The organism is Microbacterium sp. Z6_144 (assembly GCF_057197625.1).
On record NZ_JBXVPT010000001.1, the window covers coordinates 2005291 to 2023085 of the forward strand.

General features: G+C 68.9%; 18 protein-coding genes and 1 pseudogene. 11 read left to right on the forward strand and 8 right to left on the reverse strand.

Translation table 11 applies throughout. The features are described 5' to 3' along the window. Window positions 1–113: 113 nt before the first annotated feature. Entirely contained in the window at window positions 114–1088 is a 975-nt protein-coding gene (locus AC2DGY_RS09820) for a DUF4352 domain-containing protein (RefSeq protein WP_484509507.1), read from the forward strand. A 53-nt stretch (window positions 1089–1141) separates the two neighbouring features. Here AC2DGY_RS09820 and AC2DGY_RS09825 read toward each other — a convergent pair whose 3' ends face one another. Then, window positions 1142–1729 carry a nucleoside deaminase gene (locus AC2DGY_RS09825; protein ID WP_484509508.1) on the reverse strand — a complete coding sequence of 196 codons (588 nt, stop codon included), beginning with the start codon at window positions 1727–1729 and terminating at the stop codon, window positions 1142–1144. A gap of 111 nt (window positions 1730–1840) precedes the next feature. Here AC2DGY_RS09825 and AC2DGY_RS09830 point away from each other — a divergent pair, with 111 nt between their 5' ends. Next, complete coding sequence (locus tag AC2DGY_RS09830; protein ID WP_484509509.1) at window positions 1841–2371, forward strand: hypothetical protein; 531 nt, start codon at window positions 1841–1843, stop codon at window positions 2369–2371. A gap of 335 nt (window positions 2372–2706) precedes the next feature. Further along, window positions 2707–3183, forward strand: a complete 477-nt coding sequence (locus AC2DGY_RS09835) for a hypothetical protein (protein ID WP_484509510.1) — start codon at window positions 2707–2709, stop codon at window positions 3181–3183. Between the two features lie 131 nt (window positions 3184–3314). Here the strand turns inward: AC2DGY_RS09835 and AC2DGY_RS09840 are convergent, their stop codons facing one another. Further along, entirely contained in the window at window positions 3315–3572 is a 258-nt protein-coding gene (locus tag AC2DGY_RS09840; RefSeq protein ID WP_484509511.1) for a hypothetical protein, read from the reverse strand. Window positions 3573–3615: 43 nt separating this feature from the next. Here AC2DGY_RS09840 and AC2DGY_RS09845 point away from each other — a divergent pair, with 43 nt between their 5' ends. After that, window positions 3616–4542, forward strand: a complete 927-nt coding sequence (locus AC2DGY_RS09845; protein ID WP_484509512.1) for a 5'-3' exonuclease — start codon at window positions 3616–3618, stop codon at window positions 4540–4542. Between the two features lie 413 nt (window positions 4543–4955). Here AC2DGY_RS09845 and AC2DGY_RS09850 read toward each other — a convergent pair whose 3' ends face one another. The 3 genes from AC2DGY_RS09850 to trpD are packed head-to-tail and all read right to left on the reverse strand — an operon-like array spanning window position 4956 to window position 8308. Beyond that, entirely contained in the window at window positions 4956–6230 is a 1275-nt protein-coding gene (locus AC2DGY_RS09850) for an MFS transporter (RefSeq protein WP_484509513.1), read from the reverse strand. 20 nt (window positions 6231–6250) lie between these two features. Further along, entirely contained in the window at window positions 6251–7243 is a 993-nt protein-coding gene (locus AC2DGY_RS09855; RefSeq protein ID WP_484509514.1) for a PHP domain-containing protein, read from the reverse strand. 3 nt (window positions 7244–7246) lie between these two features. Continuing rightward, window positions 7247–8308 carry an anthranilate phosphoribosyltransferase gene (gene trpD, locus AC2DGY_RS09860; protein WP_484509515.1) on the reverse strand — a complete coding sequence of 354 codons (1062 nt, stop codon included), beginning with the start codon at window positions 8306–8308 and terminating at the stop codon, window positions 7247–7249. A 152-nt stretch (window positions 8309–8460) separates the two neighbouring features. On the opposite strand from trpD, the gene ctaE reads away from it, so the two are divergent. The 7 genes and pseudogenes from ctaE to AC2DGY_RS09895 all read left to right on the forward strand — a co-directional run bounded on the left by ctaE (window position 8461) and on the right by AC2DGY_RS09895 (window position 14834). Then, window positions 8461–9096: an aa3-type cytochrome oxidase subunit III gene (gene ctaE / locus AC2DGY_RS09865; RefSeq protein WP_484509516.1), complete on the forward strand. Its 636-nt coding sequence runs from the start codon at window positions 8461–8463 to the stop codon at window positions 9094–9096. A gap of 19 nt (window positions 9097–9115) precedes the next feature. Beyond that, window positions 9116–9919 carry a cytochrome bc1 complex diheme cytochrome c subunit gene (qcrC, locus tag AC2DGY_RS09870; RefSeq protein ID WP_484509517.1) on the forward strand — a complete coding sequence of 268 codons (804 nt, stop codon included), beginning with the start codon at window positions 9116–9118 and terminating at the stop codon, window positions 9917–9919. A 39-nt stretch (window positions 9920–9958) separates the two neighbouring features. Then, window positions 9959–11038: a cytochrome bc1 complex Rieske iron-sulfur subunit gene (gene qcrA, locus AC2DGY_RS09875; RefSeq protein WP_484509518.1), complete on the forward strand. Its 1080-nt coding sequence runs from the start codon at window positions 9959–9961 to the stop codon at window positions 11036–11038. Further along, window positions 11035–12882: a cytochrome bc1 complex cytochrome b subunit gene (gene qcrB, locus AC2DGY_RS09880; RefSeq protein WP_484509519.1), complete on the forward strand. Its 1848-nt coding sequence runs from the start codon at window positions 11035–11037 to the stop codon at window positions 12880–12882. The genes qcrA and qcrB overlap by 4 nt, the downstream gene beginning before the upstream one ends. Window positions 12883–13117: 235 nt before the next feature. After that, window positions 13118–13434 (forward strand): annotated as a pseudogene (locus tag AC2DGY_RS09885) (rhodanese-like domain-containing protein). Window positions 13435–13497: 63 nt separating this feature from the next. Then, complete coding sequence (locus AC2DGY_RS09890) at window positions 13498–14016, forward strand: DUF2243 domain-containing protein (protein WP_484509520.1); 519 nt, start codon at window positions 13498–13500, stop codon at window positions 14014–14016. Beyond that, window positions 14013–14834, forward strand: coding sequence for a cytochrome c oxidase assembly protein (locus AC2DGY_RS09895; protein WP_484509521.1), 822 nt, complete (start codon window positions 14013–14015; stop codon window positions 14832–14834). The genes AC2DGY_RS09890 and AC2DGY_RS09895 overlap by 4 nt, the downstream gene beginning before the upstream one ends. On the opposite strand, the gene AC2DGY_RS09900 is transcribed toward AC2DGY_RS09895, so the two are convergent. From AC2DGY_RS09900 to ctaD, 3 genes are read right to left on the reverse strand one after another with little or no spacing between them, the layout of a single operon-like run. After that, window positions 14804–15565: a PP2C family protein-serine/threonine phosphatase gene (locus AC2DGY_RS09900; protein ID WP_484509522.1), complete on the reverse strand. Its 762-nt coding sequence runs from the start codon at window positions 15563–15565 to the stop codon at window positions 14804–14806. The two genes, AC2DGY_RS09895 and AC2DGY_RS09900, sit on opposite strands and share 31 nt — an antisense overlap. A 34-nt stretch (window positions 15566–15599) precedes the next feature. Then, on the reverse strand, window positions 15600–16031 hold the full coding sequence (locus AC2DGY_RS09905; protein ID WP_484509523.1) for a cytochrome c oxidase subunit 4: 432 nt from the start codon (window positions 16029–16031) through the stop codon (window positions 15600–15602). Beyond that, complete coding sequence (gene ctaD, locus AC2DGY_RS09910; RefSeq protein WP_484509524.1) at window positions 16031–17794, reverse strand: aa3-type cytochrome oxidase subunit I; 1764 nt, start codon at window positions 17792–17794, stop codon at window positions 16031–16033. The genes AC2DGY_RS09905 and ctaD overlap by 1 nt, the downstream gene beginning before the upstream one ends. Between the last annotated feature and the right edge of the window lies 1 nt (window position 17795).

The following is a 17795-nucleotide window of genomic DNA, read 5'->3' on the forward strand; positions in this document are numbered from 1 at the left end:
GTCCTCTCCTCCCCCGCGGCGGTCGTCGCGCAGCTTCCCACAGCCCGGGCGCGGACGGGATAAGGTCCGGCCCGCGGTCCGTAGCATGGGCGCACCCGGCGACAAGGAGCAGCATGACCGATCCGCAGAACCCGTGGGGCGGCGCGGCGAGCGCGACCCCGCCGAGCGCTCCGCCGCTCGTCATGCAGCAGCCCTACCCCGGTGCGCCGCCCACCCTGGCTCCGGCCGCGACGGGATGGGCTGGGACAGGGCCGGCGGATGACGGGGACGGGACGGTCCGCTCCGGGCTCGCCGCGACGGCACTCGTCCTCGGCATCCTCTGCGTCGTGTGCGCGGTGATCCCGTTCCTGGGGACGATCCTCATCGCACCGCTCGTGGTGGCGACCCTGACCTGCGCGGTCATCGCGATGAACCGCCCCGGAGCTTCCCGCGCGCTCCCCGTCATAGCGCTGGTGCTCGCCCTCGCCGGGGTGCTGGTCACCGCCGCGTCATCCGTGGGACGCTCCGCGCCCGCACGGTGGCCGTGGGAGGCCGACCGCTCCGCCGAACTCCCCGCGCCACCCGGCGCCCCGGGTGCCGCCGAGCCGGACCCGGCCGAACCCCCACTGCTGGGCGTGGTGGGCCTGGACGGCAGCGGGACGTCACGCGCGGATGCACTGCCCTACGGCACCTCCGTGACGGTCGTGGATGAGAACACCGGCGACGAGGTGTGGAGCATCACGGTCGGTGCACCCCAGGACGCCACCGCCGCGGTCTCCGACGCACCGGGCGCCGACGCGGACAACGGCGGCTATGTCGCGGTCCCCCTCGAACTCACCAACCTCAGCGATACGCCGATCGACCCGTCGCGCGATTACGAGTACACGCTCTATGCCTGGCTGCTCACCGGCGACGGGGGCCGCGCCGACCCGACCTACGTGGCAGAGGAGGCGGGTTACCGCGGGAGCTTCGATCTCGACGAGGTGGCCCCCGGCGACACCGTGGAGTACTTCGAAGTCTTCGATGTGGCACCCACGGTCACCGGCAGCGGGTTCCTCGTGCTGGAGCTTCCCGAGGGAGGCGAGATCTTCTGGGGACCGGCGCAGTGAGCCTCAGCCGTCGGCGGATTCGCGGGCGACGTGCAGCGGCCGGGTGCCGCGCGTCAGGACGTGCCGCGGGCGTTGTAGACGAGGACGTCGGACTTCCCGTACTCGGCGAACACGGCGACCGCCTCATCCCGGCGCACACCGGTGACGACCTGGATGCCGCGTGCCTCGAACTGGGCCGCCCAGTCATCGACGACCGGTCCTTCGTCGAATCCGCTGAGGGCCTCCAGCTCGGGGCCGTCGCCGGCGATGACGAGGGAGCGGACGCCGCTCCACATCGTGGCGCCGTAACACATCACGCATGGGCGCCAGTTGACCACCAGCTGCAGGTTCGCATCCGAGGCGCCGAGGTCCCAGCGCTCCACCGCCGTCTGGGCCAGGCTGATCGCGGTCACCTCGGCGTGCATCGAGCTGAGGCCGGAGCTGAGCACGACGTTCACCCCGGCCGACACCAGGCGACCGCTGTCGGCCTCGACGACGATCGCGGCGAACGGGCCGCCGTTCCCGGCTCGCCAGTTGCGGTCGGCGAGTTCATTGACGAGATCCATGCGGTCCTCGAGCGACGGCAGCATCTCGGGCAGGTTCGGGAAATCGGACAGGATCCACTCCGGCAGCGTTGCGGAGAAGGAGGTGGCAAGAGTCATGCCGCCATTGTGTCGGATCCATGTTTCCGCCCTGCTACGCACGATCTCGCCGACGGGATGTCGCTGTGGATAACGGATGCGCTCGACCGACCCCGCTCGTAGCCTGGTGCCATGCTCGCCCGAGTCGCCCGCGCCATCGCCGTCGTCCTGCTGGCCGGCGCTGCGATGACCGGATGTGCCGGAACGCCCGAACCGCAAGCGAGCACCCCGGCGCCCCTGACGGACGAGGAGGCGTTCGCCGCGGCGGAGGAGACCTACCGCGCCTACGTCGATGCGTTGAACCAGGTGGATCTGAGCGACCCCACCACCTTCGAGCCCGTGTACGCCCTCACCACCGGAGACTTAAACGCGCAGGACCGGCGAAACTTCTCGGAATGGCACGCGGACGGCCTCTCCATCGAGGGAGACGCGGTCGTTGCCGGGCTACAGCCCGTGGAAATCTCACAGCGGTCTAGCCAGATCGATATTGTCCTTGAGGCCTGTTACGACGTCTCGACGGTTGACGTGGTTACTCCTGAGGGGGCTTCTCTCGTGGACGAGGAAAGACCTGCCGTCCAGCCCCTACGCATCACGGCTGTACGACCCCAAGGCGACGCTCTGCTGATCGCGTCGATCGAGCCCGCGCAGGAGTTGAGATGTTAGGAGCACTTCTGGCGACGGCTCTGGTCGCTGGAGGCGCCATGGGCTATACCGGGTCGGCGTGCAACTCGGCTCAAATCTTAGTTTCTGCATGCGTATCTAACTCCGGCACCGGGGTCGACATCGTCGGGGAGCGGAACGAGCCCGGCCGGAACAACGGCGGGGCCGGCACCGGGCGCAGGTCCGGTGGGGGCACGGGCCCCGCGGACGCAAACTCCAGCCCGGCGACGCAACCGGCGCGGGCCGACGGGTGCACCGAGGTCCCCGCCCGGACCGGCACGTTCCTGGTGTGTCCCGCAGAAGCCGAGGAGGAAGAGGTCGCTCCCGGGATCCCGGCGGTGACCGCGCGCGACCTCGCGAGCTTCGCCCCCGCGGGCCCGGCGCTGGGCAGTGAGCCCGAGGGCGTCGGTGTCGTCGGAATGCCCGCCAACTTCGTCGCCTCGGCGTCGGCGCAGACCACGGGCGGCACCCTCTTCGGCCGACCGGTGACGGTGCAGTTCACCCCGGCCGCCTTCGTCTTCGATTACGGCGATGGTTCCACCGCGCGCTCGGCGTCGGGCGGAGCATCCTGGCGCGACCTGGGCCAGGCGCAGTTCACGCCCACGCCGACCAGCCACTCCTACGCCGAACGCGGCACGTACGACGTCTCGGTCACGATCGAGTACACCGCGGCGGTCGACTTCGGCACGGGGTGGTTCCCGGTCCGCGGCGTCGTCACAGCCACCACGGCCGGCTATCCGGTCGAGATCTTCGAGGTGCGCACCGCACTCGTCGACAAGACGTGCGCCGAGAATCCCACCGGCCCCGGCTGCTGACGCCCCCCCGTATCGAGGAGATCTCGGGAATCGAGGATCCCACCGGCCGATCGGGTCCTCGATCCGCGAGATCTCCTCTGATTCATGCGACGGATGCTCGCGGACACCGCCTCGGTGTACCGCAGCTGCTTCTAGTCTTCCGACGACGCCGCTGGCGCCGGTCCCACCTGGGCCGGCCTTTCTCCACGCAGCCGCAGGGCGTTCCCCGCATAGGTGACAGCGAGCGCTCCGAAAAAGAGCAGGATCGCAGCTCCCGCGAGGATCCCGAAACTGCTGCCCCCGTGGGGGATTCGTAAGATCAGGATGGCCGCGCCGGCGGAGGCGGCAACCGCGTTGAGAATCGCCTGGCCGACGGCCAGTCGGAAGCTGGTGGTCTTCATCGCGAACATTCCGTCAATGTACCGCCCGTTCGACGAGCAGTAGCCTGTCGATGTGTCCCCGCGTCCAGACAAGTTGCTTCTGCTCGACACCGCCTCCCTCTACTTCCGAGCGTTCTACGGCGTGCCCGATACGGTGCGCTCCCCCGACGGGACGCCGGTGAACGCGGTCCGGGGGCTGCTCGACATCATCGCGAAGCTGGTCACGACCTACCACCCGACCCACGTGGTGGCGTGCTGGGACGATGACTGGCGCCCGCAGTGGCGAGTCGATCTCATTCCGAGCTACAAGACGCACCGCGTCGCCGAAGTCGTCGCCGACGCACCGGATGTGGAAGTGGTACCCGACCCGCTGGAGGCGCAGATCCCCGTCATCCGGGAGGCCCTCGCCATCCTCGGGATCCCCGTCGTAGGCGCCCCCGAGCACGAAGCCGACGACGTCATCGGCACGCTCGCGACGCGCGCCGACATCCCGGTCGACATCGTCACCGGCGACCGTGACCTTTTCCAGCTCATCGATGACGAGCGCGAGGTCCGCGTGGTGTACACGGCGCGCGGCATGAGCAACCTCGAAGTCGTCACCGATGCCACCGTCGTCGCGAAGTACGGCGTGCATGCGCCGCAGTACGCCGACTTCGCCGCGCTCCGCGGCGACGCCTCCGACGGGCTGCCCGGTGTCGCCGGCATCGGGGAGAAGTCGGCCGCCACCCTCCTCACCGCCCACGGCGATCTCGCCGGCATCGTCGCTGCCGCCGAGGCCGGCGAGGGGATGACCGCGGGCCAGCGCGCGAAGATGCTCGCGGGCTCGGCGTACCTGGCCGTCGCCCCGACGGTCGTCGAAGTGGTGCGTGACCTCGACCTGCCGCCCGTGGACGCCCGCCTGCCCGGTGTGGACGCCGAACGCCGTGCGGCAGCCGAAGAGCTCGCAGAGCGGTGGAACCTCGGGTCCTCCATGACCCGCGTCCTCGACGCCCTGACCTGATCAGCGCGGCATCCACCGGCGCGGCATCCATCGGTGCGGCCAAGGTGCGCAAAACTCAGGAGATTCCGGCATTTTCGGGCCCCACAGCGCCCTCCGCCCGGCGTGTCTCCTGAGTTTTGAACGCCCGTCCTCCGCGACGGCCCCCGCCACACACCCCCACCGACCAACGGCACATCGCCGGCATCCATCCGCAGCCCATCGCCGCGCCGGCGGGCCACGCGCCCCTCGGCCGCCGTCGCTGCGCCGGGACCTCCCCCGCGGCCGAGGTGCGCAAAACTCAGGAGATTCGGGCATTCTCGGGGCCCACAGCACCCGCCGCTCGGCGTGTCTCCTGAGTTTTGAACACCGCCGGGGCCGCGACGCCCGCCGGCGCGGCCGTCAGCGGGCGCGACGCACGCCCGCCGGCGCGGCCCTCAGCGGGCGCGACGCACGGCGGAGAACGCGGCCGCCAGCAGCACGGTGTACACCGCCGCGGCGATCACGAGCACGATCAGCGCGCCGGTCCAGTCGCCGCTGAATTCCCGCATCGCCCCCAGCACCGGACCGGCCATCGCACCGATGGCGTAGCCGCCGCCCTGGACGAAGGCCGACATGCCTGCTGCCTCGCTGTCCGAGCGGGCCACTTGGACGAGCACGCTGAAGACCGCCACGAATCCGCCCGAGTGCCCGATGGCGCCGATCGACAGCCACAGCACCATCAGCGACGGGGCCGCGAGCACGCCGACGGTGAGGGCGAGCCAGCTCCCGCTGATCACCACGACCGTCACCCACGGCGGAGCCACTCGCGTCAACAGCGGCACCACGAACGCTCCCACGATGCCGACGCCCTGGAAGATCGAGGCGAGGGCACCGGCTGCCGTGCGGTCCAGCGCCAACAGGTCGCCGGAGAGCACGGGAAGCCAAGTGGTAAACCCGAAGTAGATGAAGGTCTGGAACGCGAAGGTCGCCAAGAGGAGCCACGGCACGGGTCGCCGCAGGAACGATGCGCTGCGCGTGCTGATCACCGGCATGGGTCCCGTGAGCGTGCGCGGGTCGATGTCCTCGATGGCGCCGGCGCGTGCCGGGCGCGCCCCGGAATACCGCTCGTCGATGTCGATTCCCGCGCGGCGCCAGCGCGCGAGGTGCGCGCCCCACAACGCGATACCGGCGATGGTCAGCACCGACCACAGCAGCAGGGCGAGGGGCCACCCCACGAGGGATGCCAGCGGCGCCGTCAGCAGCGAGGTGAGGAGAGACCCGGCGTTGAGCATCGCGACATACGCGGCGGTCAGCAGACTCACCCGCCCGGGGGGCACGTCGCGCCGGATGATGACGGGGATGACGACGTTGCCGACCGTGATGGCCGCGCCGATGACGACCGTTCCGACCAGCATCCACCCGAAGGTCGGTAGAGCGCGCACCGCCGTTCCCACCAGCACCCCGGTGAGCGAGATCAGGAGCGCCAGTTCCGGGCCCGCACGACGGATCACGAACGCGGCGACCGGCGTGAGGATCGCGAACATGAGCACCGGCGCGGTCGTCAGCAGCGCGACCGTCGTGGCCCCCAGGCCGAGATCCTGCTCGATGTCGCGCAGCACGGGGGTCGGAGCCACGATCGGGCCACGCAGGCTCAGTGCGGCTACCAGGACTCCCGCGATGAGCAGCCACGGGAGGGGCCTGCCGAGGGCACCCCCACGTGGCGAGGTCATCACCCCAGTCTACGAGCGGCTCACCGCCTGCGTCCCAGCCATTCCCGCAGCTTCGCCAACGGCCAGGTCGTGACGATCCGGTCGGCCGGGATGCCGGCCCGCTCGGCTCGCGCGGCGCCGTAGTCCAGCAGAGACAGCTGACCGGGCGCGTGGGCATCGGAGTCGATGGAGAAGAGGCACCCCTTCTCCATCGCGATCGCGATCAGCTCGTCCGGAGGATCCTGCCGCTCGGGCCGTGAGTTGATCTCCACGGCGACGCCGTGCGCCGCGCATGCCTTGAACACCGCGTGCGGGTCGAGGTCGGAGGGCGGCCGTGTGCCGCGTGAACCCTCCACCAGGCGACCGGTGACGTGCCCGAGCACGTCGACGTGCGGGCCCGACACGGCGGCGACCAGACGTCGCGTCATCGGCGCACGCTCCATCCGCAGCAGCGAGTGCACCGACGCCACCACGACGTCCAGCTCGTCCAGGAGGGCGTCCTCCTGGTCGAGGGAGCCATCCTCGAGGATGTCGACCTCGATGCCGCTGAGGAGGGTGAAGCCGTCGCCGCTCATCCCCGGGACGACCTCGAGCTGGGCGCGCAGTCGCTCAGGGGAGAGCCCGTTGGCCACGCGCAGGCGCGGCGAGTGATCGGTGAGCGCGAGGTATTCGTGCCCGAGGCGGCGGGCGGCATCCACCATCGCCTGAATGGGGGTGAGTCCGTCCGACCACTCGCTGTGGCTGTGCAGGTCGCCGCGGAGGGCCGCGCGCAGCTCGGACGGCCCGGCGACGCCGGCCTTCTCCCTCAGCGACGCCAGGTACTCCGGCACGTCGCCGGCCAGCGCCTGCTGGATGACGGTGAACGTCGAGTCCCCGATCCCCTTCCGCCGCCGCAGCCCAGGGTCGCGCAGCTGCGCGTCATCCAGCCCGGCGATGGCATCGGCCGCCGAGCGGAACGCCTTGGACTTGTAGCGGCTGGAGCGCTCGCGCTCGAGGAGGTACGCGATCTCGGTCAGGGCGTCCAGCGGATCCATGCCTCAGCCCGCCAGCTCCTGCGAGGTCGCCGCCCATGCTTCCAGCTTCGCGGCCGCGCGGCCGTCGTCCACCGCCGCGGCGGCCTCCCCACGCGCCTCGGCCAGTCGCTCCACGATGGGACGCTGCACCTCGCCCGGGTCGCGGAACAGCCGGTACGCCACGATGCCGGCGGCGGCGTTGAGCAGGACGATGTCGCGGACTGGTCCGGAGTCGCCGGCGAGCACCCGACGGACCACGCCGGCGTTGTGTTGCGGGTCGCCGCCGAGGAGGTCGTCCATGTCGGCGAGGGGGATGCCGAGGTCCCGCGGGTCGAGGTCGTGCTCGTGCACGTCGCCCAGGCTGATCTCCCACAGACGGCTGTGCCCCGTGGTGGTCAGCTCGTCCAGGCCGTCATCGCCGCGGAACACCAGCGCTGTGGCACCGCGGGTGCGGAACACGCCCGTGATCAGCGGCACGCGGTCCAAATGAGCGACACCGACCGCGTTGGCTTCCGCGCGCGCCGGGTTGCACAGCGGGCCGAGGAAGTTGAACACCGTGGGAACACCCAGCTCCGCCCGGGTGGCCCCCGCGTGCCGGAACCCGGGGTGGAAGGCCGCCGCGAAGGCGAAGGTGATCCCCGTGCGAGCGAGCGTCTCCGCCACCGCATCCGGAGCGAGGGTGAGGTCGATGCCCAGCGCGGAGAGCACATCGGACGATCCCGACTGGGAGCTCGCGGCACGGTTGCCGTGCTTGACGACGGGCACACCGGCTCCGGCGGCGACGATGGCGGCCATGCTGGAGACGTTGACGGTCCCGTACCGATCGCCCCCGGTGCCGACGATGTCGAGGACGCCCGCCGGGACCGGGAGCGGGAGGGCGGCCTCCAGGATCGCGTCGCGGAAGCCGACGATCTCGTCCACCGTCTCGCCCTTGGCGCGCAGGGCGATGAGGAAGCCCGCGAGCTGCGAGGGCGTCGCCTCGCCCTGCATGATGCGTCGCATCGCCCACGTGGATTCCGACACGCTGAGGTCTTCCCCGCCCAGGAGGCTCGTCAGGATCTCGGGCCACGCATACCGCTCCGCCATCCTGCGATCCTATCGAGCGGCAACGCCCCGACCGCGGGCGCATTCAGGGACGACCCGTGGTGAACCTGCGGCCGATTCTGAGGCGTCGCTTATCTCGACGGCAGGTCGATCGGGCACGGCGGTGCCAAAACCTGGGACGGGAATCGGCCATAATGGGGAGCGTGACGACGCCAGCGACATACCCCCAGGCTTTCAGGTCCGTGAAACGGCCCGATCCGGTCGCGGTCGGCACCATTGTCTGGCTCGGCAGCGAAGTCATGTTCTTCGCCGGCCTCTTCGCGATCTACTTCACGCTGCGCAGCACCTCTCCGGAGCTGTGGGCCGAGGAGACCCAGCTGCTGAACGTCCCCTACGCGACGGTCAACACGATCATCCTCGTGCTGTCGTCCGTGACGTGCCAGATGGGTGTCTTCGCCGCCGAGCGCTTCCAGCCGTACCGCACGGGCGCGAGCCCGCTGAAGTGGGGCATGGTCGAGTGGTTCTATCTCACCTTCGCCCTGGGCGCGATCTTCGTGTCCGGCCAGGTGTGGGAGTACGCCCAGCTCGTCGCGGAGGGCATGCCCATCACGGCGAACCCGTACGCGTCGGCGTTCTACCTGACCACCGGCTTCCACGCCCTGCACGTCACCGGCGGCCTGATCGCCTTCCTCCTGGTGATCGGCCGCGCGTACGCCGTCAAGAACTTCGGGCGCAAGGAGATGACCACCTCGATCGTGGTGTCGTACTACTGGCACTTCGTCGACGTGGTCTGGATCGCGCTGTTCCTCGTCATCTACTTCCTGAAATAGAGCGGAGCTCCACCTCGACATGGCACGTGAGAAGAAGCGACGCTCGTCCGGCCGCCGGAGCCCCCTGGCCGCCGCGGCACTGATCGGCATCGGCCTGCTCGTCACCGGCGGCCTCTACGCGGGTGCGACCGCGGCGATCGCCGCAACCGAAGACGACTCCCCCACCGCATCCACCCTCACCGTGGAAGACGGCCAGAAGCTGTTCCAAGCCAACTGCGCCACCTGCCACGGCATGGATCTGCAGGGCACCGAGAACGGCCCGTCCCTCTACGGGGTCGGCGAGCTGTCGGTGCACTTCCAGGTCTCCACCGGCCGTATGCCTCTCCAGGCGCAGGCCCCCCAGGCCCCGCAGAAGCCGGTGCAGTTCACCGAGGACCAGATCGCCGCGATGGCTGCCTACGTGCAGTCGACCTCGGTCGGTCCGACGTTCCCCGATGAGGAGGTGCTGGACGGAGAGGGCGACGTCGCCGAGGGCGCCGAGCTCTTCCGCATCAACTGCGCGATGTGCCACAACGTCGCCGGTGCCGGTGGTGCGCTCACGGAGGGCAAGTACGCCCCGGGGCTTCACACCACCTCTCCGCTGAACATGTACGGGGCGATGGTCACCGGCCCGCAGAACATGCCGGTCTTCAACGACTTGAACCTCACCCTCGAGGACAAGCGCGACATCATCTCCTACCTGGTCTTCCTGCAGGAGAACGAGTCGCCCGGTGGCTACGCGCTCGGTTCACTCGGACCGGTCGCCGAGGGATTGTTCATCTGGATCTTCGGTATCGGCTCGCTCATCGCGCTGACCGTGTGGATCACGGCGAAATCCAACTGATAGACGCTTAACGGCATTCCGGAACGTACGAGGAGCAGCATGGCACACGAGGACGACGCGCTCGAGCACGGGAGGGCTTCCTGGAAGCCGTCTTCGGGGCTCGCGGTCGCGGTGACAGACCCCGTGAGGAATCCGGAGCTCCCGCCGCACCGTGAGCGAGTGACGGACAAGGACCCCAAGGCGATGCGCCGTGCCGTGCGCACGGTCTACACGCTGTTCTACCTCTCGGTCGCAGCGAGCATCTGGGCGGTCGCGGCATACATGCTGTTCCCGATCGAGTCGGGTTCGCTGGTGGACATCCGCTACAACAACCTCTTCATCGGGCTCGGCATCGCGCTGGCGCTGCTGGCGATCGGCATCGGCGCCATCCACTGGTCCAAGGCGATCATGTCCGACAAGGAGTACATCGAGCCCCGCCACGCGACGCGCGGCCGCGACGACACGCGCGCCGCGGCGGTGCAGGTCTTCGCCGCCGCCAACGAGGAGTCCGGATTCGGGCGCCGGACGATGATCCGCAACTCGCTGTTCGCCGCGCTGGCGGCATCGATCCTGCCGGGCATCACCCTCTTCCGCGGGCTGGCACCGGAGAACACCCCGGAGCACCCGCACGCGGGCGACCCGGTGTACCTCCTCAGCCACACGATGTGGAAAGAGGGCTCGCGTCTCGCTCAGGACCCCTCGGGCCGCCCCATCCGCGCGGCCGAAGTCACCCTGGGATCGGCCTTCCACGTCATCCCCGAAGAACTCGCCGGCGTGAGCCACCACGATGGGTACCTCGAGGAGAAGGCGAAGGCGATCGTCCTGCTCATGCGTCTTCTGCCCGAGGATTTGAACGAGCCCGAGGACAAGAAGGACTGGTCCTACGACGGCATCGTCGCCTACTCCAAGGTGTGCACGCACGTCGGATGCCCCGTCGCGCTCTACGAGCAGCACACCCACCACCTGCTCTGCCCTTGCCACCAGTCGCAGTTCGACGTCGCCAACGGTGCGGCCGTCATCTTCGGCCCCGCCGCCCGTCCCCTGCCGCAGCTTCCGATCACGGTCGACGACGAGGGATACCTCGTCGCCCGCAGTGACTTCCACGAGCCCGTCGGCCCCAGCTTCTGGGAGCGCCATTGAGCACCACGACTCATCCCACGGACAACGTCACCACCGAGCCGGCGAATCATCCCGCACCGGGGAATGCCGGACGCGACGGAAAGCCGCTCGGCGGACGGTTCGTCGGCGCTGCCGCGAACTACCTCGACGAGCGAACCAGCATCTCGGGCATCGTCAAGGAGCTCGGTCGCAAGATCTTCCCTGACCACTGGTCCTTCATGCTCGGCGAGATCGCTCTGTGGAGCTTCGTCGTCGTCCTGCTGTCGGGCACCTTCCTGACGTTCTTCTTCGAGGCGTCGATGGTGGAGACGCACTACGACGGCGCCTACGCGCCCATGCGGGGCGTCGCGATGTCGGCGGCGCTGGAATCCACGCTGCACATCTCGTTCGACCTGCGTGGCGGCCTGCTGGTCCGCCAGATCCACCACTGGGCCGCGCTCGTGTTCGTCGCCGGTATCGGCGTGCACATGCTCCGCGTGTTCTTCACCGGCGCGTTCCGCAAGCCGCGGGAACTGAACTGGGTGGTCGGCTTCATCCTCTTCATCCTCGCCCTGGCCGAAGGATTCACCGGCTACTCCCTGCCCGACGACCTGCTGTCGGGCAACGGCCTGCGCATCATCGACGGCATGGTCAAGGGCATCCCGGTGGCCGGAACGTGGATCTCGTTCCTGCTGTTCGGCGGCGAGTTCCCCGGTTCGGTGATCGTCGGTCGCCTCTACACGCTGCACATCCTGCTGCTGCCGGCGATCCTGGTCGCCCTGCTCGTGGTGCACCTGATGCTCATGATCATCAACAAGCACACGCAGTTCGCCGGCCCTGCACGCACCAACGACAACGTCGTGGGCTACCCGATCATGCCGGTGTACATGTCGAAGATGGGCGGGTTCTTCTTCATCACGTTCGGCGTGATCGTGCTCGTCGCTTCGCTGTTCACGATCAACCCGATCTGGAACTACGGTCCCTACGATCCTTCTCCGGTCTCCGCGGGCACCCAGCCGGACTGGTACATCGGGTTCGCCGACGGCGCCCTGCGCCTGGTACCGCCGTACCTCGAGTTCGTCCTGTGGGATCGCACGTGGTCGTGGAACATCCTCATCCCGCTGGCCGTGCTCGGCGTGTTCATCGTGCTCGTCCTGATCTACCCCTTCATCGAGGCGTGGATCACCGGCGACAAGCGCGAGCACCACATCGCGCAGCGTCCGCGCAACGCTCCGACCCGCACCGCGATCGGCGCCGCCGGCGTCACCTTCTACGCGGTGCTGTGGGCTGCGGCGTCCTCGGACATCATCGCCACGCACTTCTGGCTCACGATGGAAGGCGTCATCCACGCCCTGCAGGCGCTGCTGATCGTCGGCCCGATCGTGGCCTACTTCGTCACCAAGCGCATCTGTCTCGCCCTGCAGAAGAAGGACCGCGAGATCCTCCTGCACGGCTACGAGTCCGGCCGGATCGTGCGCCTCCCCGGCGGGGAGTACATCGAGGTCCACCAGCCGGTCGACGAGTACGACCGCTGGAAGCTCGTCGACTCGGAGAACATCTACGCCCCGCTGGTCGTGCGTCCCAACGCTCAGGGACGCATCCCCTGGCATGAGCACGTACGGGCCGCGTTCTCGCGCTGGTTCTTCGAGGACCGCCTCGCCCCGCTCACGCAGGCGGAACTGGATGCGGCGGCCGCGCACCAGCACCACGAGCTCGACCACGTCACGCACGTGGCCGAGGACGAGCTCGAGGCCTCCGATCAGCGCGCCATCGGGGAAGGCCGCCCCGTGGCCGCCCCCCACGACGAGCGAGCGGAAATGGAGATGCCCTCTCCGAAGGGACTGGAGGAGCGCAATCGTCCCACGGGAGAAGACAAGCCGCAGTGACGCGGTGAGATGAAACGCGGGATGCCCGGTCCGCCCCGCGGACCGCGCATCCCGCGTTTCTGGCAGGATTCGCGCGACCGACGGCTCTCTCAGGTTCCGCGCGACGACACGTCTCCCGTAGCCTGATGCCATGACCGACCGTGCCGCGTACTTCCGTGCCCGCCTCGCCGCCGAGACCGACCCGTCCGACGTGTACGCCGCGCAGAAGGCGGGTGACGCGTTCGTCCTCGTGGATGTGCGGGGGCAGGATGCGTGGGCGCAGGGACGCATCCCTGGGGCCGTCCACATGCCTACCGGCAGATCGCCGAGCGGGCGCCGCGGGAGCTCGATCCGGCGGTGCCGGTCGTCGTGTACTGCTGGAGCCCCGGGTGCAACGCCGGCGTGAAGGGCGCACTCGAGTTCGCCCAGCTCGGCTATGACGTCAGGGAGATGATCGGCGGATACGAATACTGGGTGCGGGAAGGGCAGCCGTCCGAGGGTGACGACGGACCACTGAGCCGCACCTTCGATCCCCTCGTCATGGTGGTGCACTCCCCCGCACTCTCGTCGTAGCGGCGCCCCGCGGCGCTGTCCACCCCGTGTCACCGACCCGGGGCTGCAGCCGAGGCTGGGACCATGACCGTTCCTGCATCCGCCCGCCGCCCGACGACGCCGCGTCCTTCGTGGGCATCACGCGCTGACCGGTCGTCACAGAACGCCTGGTCGGGCGCGTTGTTCGGTGTCGGCCTGATCGCGTTCGTCGACGAAGCCGTGTTTCATCAGTTGCTGCACTGGCACCACTTCTACGACCGCAGTACCACCGACATCGGCCTGGTCTCCGACGGCCTCTTCCATGCATTCAGTTGGTTCGCGACGATCGGCGGACTCTTCCTCCTGACAGACCTCCGTCGCCGTAACGCCCTGTGGGCGACGCGGTGGGCCGGCGGCGTGCTGGTAGGAGCCGGCGCCTTCCAGCTGTATGACGGGCTGCTCCAGCACAAGGTATGGCGCATCCACCAGATCCGCTACGTCGAGGACCTCCTGCCGTACGACCTCACCTGGAACATCTCGGCGGCCCTTGTCCTGATCGCGGGGATCGTGGTCGTAGCGCGAACCGGCCGACGCCGCGCCCTCGCGTACGCGGAGGCGGCGTGAGCGAGGCCGTCACCGCGCACGTCCATGCCGGCGGCGGAACCGGGTTCCTCGATGTGCTGCTCGTCGCTCTGTCGGCGTTCGCGGTGACGATCTACCTCACCGCGGCTCTCGCGACGCGACGAAGAGGCCGGGAGTGGCCGATCTGGCGCGTGCTCGCGTGGGTCACAGGCGTGACTCTCGCTGCACTCTCCGTCACGGGCCCGGTGGCGGCGGCAGCCCGGAACGACTTCGTCGTGCACATGTGGGGGCACCTGGCTGCGGGAATGGCCGCTCCCGTTCTGCTGGTGCTCGCAGCCCCCGTCACACTGGCCTTGCGGTCTCTGCCGCTCACCCCGGCGCGACGGCTGTCACGGATGCTGCGCTCCTGGCCGGCCCGCCTCGTCTCCGAGCCCCTCCTCGCCGCGGTGCTCAGCGCGGGCGGCCTGTGGGTGCTCTACCTCACTCCCCTGTTCCCCGCGATGCACGGCGATCCGCTCCTGAACATGGTGGTGCACGCTCACCTCCTTGCCGCCGGTTACCTCTTCACCGCGGCTGTGATCGGCCGAGATCCTCGCCCGCACCGCGCGCGCCGCACCGTGCTCGCCGCGGTGCTCATGGCGGCGATCGCCTCGCACGCCGTGCTCGCGAAATACCTCTACGCGTATCCCCCCGAGGGGGTTCCCGTGGCCCAAGCCCGGGAGGGAGCGCAGCTGATGTACTACGCGGGCGCCTGGGTGGAGGTGGCGATCATCGTCATCTTCTGCGCCGACTGGTACCGCGCCGCGGGCCGCCGGATCGGCACGACGGCTCAGGCCGTCTCGACGTCTTCGGCGAAATAGCGTGCGGCCGACCCGGAGAACACCGGCGGAGAGGCCTCGGAGTCGTCCTCGATGATGTCGCACACCACCGCCGTCACGTTGTCGAGGGAGCCGGCCTCGAGCGCGAACGCGACGAGGTCGGCGGCAGCCTGGCGCGGGCTCTCCCCCGCGCCCAGCAGCGCGGCCACCTCTGGCTCAGGGATGTAATCGGTCACTCCGTCGCTGCAGAGCAGCCAGCGGTCGCCGGCGAGAGCCGTGCGCTCGCTGACGGAGACCACATCGTTCTCGCCACCGCCGAGGGAAGCCGTGATGATGTTGCGTCGCGGGTGAGTCGAGGCCGCTTCCGGCGCGAGCAGACCGTGGTCCACGAGCGCCTGCACGTACGAGTCATCCCGTGTCTCCCGGGTGAACCACCCGTCACGCAGCAGGTACCCCCGTGAGTCGCCGCTGTGCGCCACGAGCATCGAGCCGCTGTGCGCCACGAAGAGACCGGTGAAGGTCGTCGACATGCCCTGCAGTGACGGATCGCGCACCACATGGGCCCGGAGGTCCCAATTGGCCTCGCGGATGCGGACGAGCAACGCCTCCGCATCGGACGCGCCCGGCGCCCCGGCCACGAGGCGGTGGACGAGGGCTGCCGAGGCCAGGTCGCCCGACGGCCCACCACCGACGCCGTCGGCCACCGCCGCGCCCCAGGACGCAGTGAAGGCGGCGTCCTGGTTCGTCGAACGGTGCGGCCCGATGTCGGACACCGCAGCCGCTCTCAGTCGGATCGGCACTCGCCGCTCAGCGCGCGAAATATCCGCGATAGTACTCGAACACCCAGCCGACGATGGCGACGACGAAGATGCTGAGCCCGATGGGCATCATCCAGGTGCCCACGGCGAGACCGATCATTGCGATCGCCGCCGAGAACGCGAGCACGATGGGCCACCACGACCACGGGCTGAACTCGCCGATCTCCGGGTCACCGTCGTCGATGTCGGCGGTGAGGGTGTCTTCGGGCAGCTCCCCGCCCTGTGCGCGGTGGACGCGCTGGACGTAGAACGCGATCAGCGCCGACATCAGTGCCGCGAAGATCAGGGCGATCGTGCCGACCCATTCGATGCGGGTGACGACATCGCCGGAGTAGAAGATGATCGCCCATACCGTGTAGACGATCCCGACGATCAGGAAGAAGACCGACAGCAGCCACCACAGGTTCGCGTTGGCGCGCATTACTTGACCTCCCCCTCGGCGGCGTCGACGACCGGTGCGTCGGGCGCGTCCTTGGCCGGGCCCACACCGACCGGGATGCCGGCCTCGGGGTGGTTCAGGTCGAACGCGGGGCGCTCACTGCGGATGCGCGGAATCGACGTGAAGTTGTGGCGGGGCGGCGGCGACGAGGTCGCCCACTCCAGGGAGCCGCCGTAGCCCCACGGGTCGTTGACCGTGATCCTCGGCGCCTTGCGCGCCGTGATCCACACGTTCAGCAGGAACGGGATCATCGAAGCACCGAGGATCATCGCACCCACGGTGGAGACCTGGTTCTCCCACGTCCAATTGTCCTGCGGCGAGTAGTCCGCGTAGCGGCGCACCATGCCGTCCACGCCCAGCCAGTGCTGGATGAGGAAGGTCATGTGGAAGCCGATGAACAGCATCCAGAAGTGCACGTAGCCGAGCCGCTCGTTCAGCATCCGCCCCGTCCACTTCGGCCACCAGAAGTAGAACCCGGCGAACATCGCGAACACGACCGTGCCGAACACGACGTAGTGGAAGTGGGCCACCACGAAGTACGAGTCGGACAGGTGGAAGTCCAGCGGCGGTGAGGCGAGGATGACGCCGGTGAGGCCGCCGAAGACGAACGAGATCAGGAAGCCGAGGGCGAAGACCATCGGAGTTTCGAAGGTCACCGACCCGCGCCACATCGTGCCGATCCAGTTGAAGATCTTCACCCCGGTCGGAACGGCGATGAGCATCGTCATCAGGGCGAAGAAGGGCAGCAGCACCGCACCGGTGACGTACATGTGGTGCGCCCACACCGACACCGACAGGGCCGCGATCGCGATCGTGGCGTAGACCAGCGTCTTGTACCCGAAGATCGGCTTCCGGCTGAAGACGGGGAAGATCTCCGACACGATGCCGAAGAACGGCAGCGCGATGATGTACACCTCGGGGTGACCGAAGAACCAGAACAGGTGCTGCCACAGCAGCACGCCGCCGGCAGCGGGGTCGTAGATGTGCGACCCGAGCACGCGGTCGCTGGCGGCGGCCAGGATGGCGGCGGCCAGCACGGGGAAGGCCAGCAGGATCAGGATGCTGGTGATCAGCGTGTTCCACGTGAAGATCGGCATCCGCCACATGGTCATGCCGGGCGCGCGCATCGTGAGGATCGTGGTGATGAAGTTCACGGCACCCAGGATCGTGCCGAAACCGCTCATGCCGAGGCCCAGCATCCAGAGGTTTCCCCCGACGCCTGGCGAGAAGCTGGCATTGGCGAGCGGCTGATAGGCGAACCAACCGAATCCGGCAGCACCAGCGGGGGTCAGGAAGCCGGAGATCGCGATGAGCGAGCCGAACAGGAACAGCCAGAAGGCGAAAGCGTTCAGTCGCGGGAAGGCGACGTCGGGAGCACCGATCTGCAGCGGGAGGATCGCATTGGCGAAGCCGGCGAACAGCGGCGTCGCGAACATCAGCAGCATGATCGTGCCGTGCATGGTGAACAGCTGGTTGTACTGCTCCTTGGTCGGCAGGATCTGCATGCCCGGCTCGAACAGCTCGGCGCGGATGATCAGCGCCATCACGCCACCGAGCATGAAGAACATCACCGAGGAGATGAGGTACAGGTAACCGATCGTCTTGTGGTCGGTGGAGGTGATCCACTTCACGACGATGTTGCCCTTGTGCTCGACGCGGGACGTGGTCAGCAGCGCCGCCTGGCGGGGCGGGATCGTCGTCGGGCGGCCGGGCGCCGATTCCTTCGGCGGAAGCGTGGTGGTCATG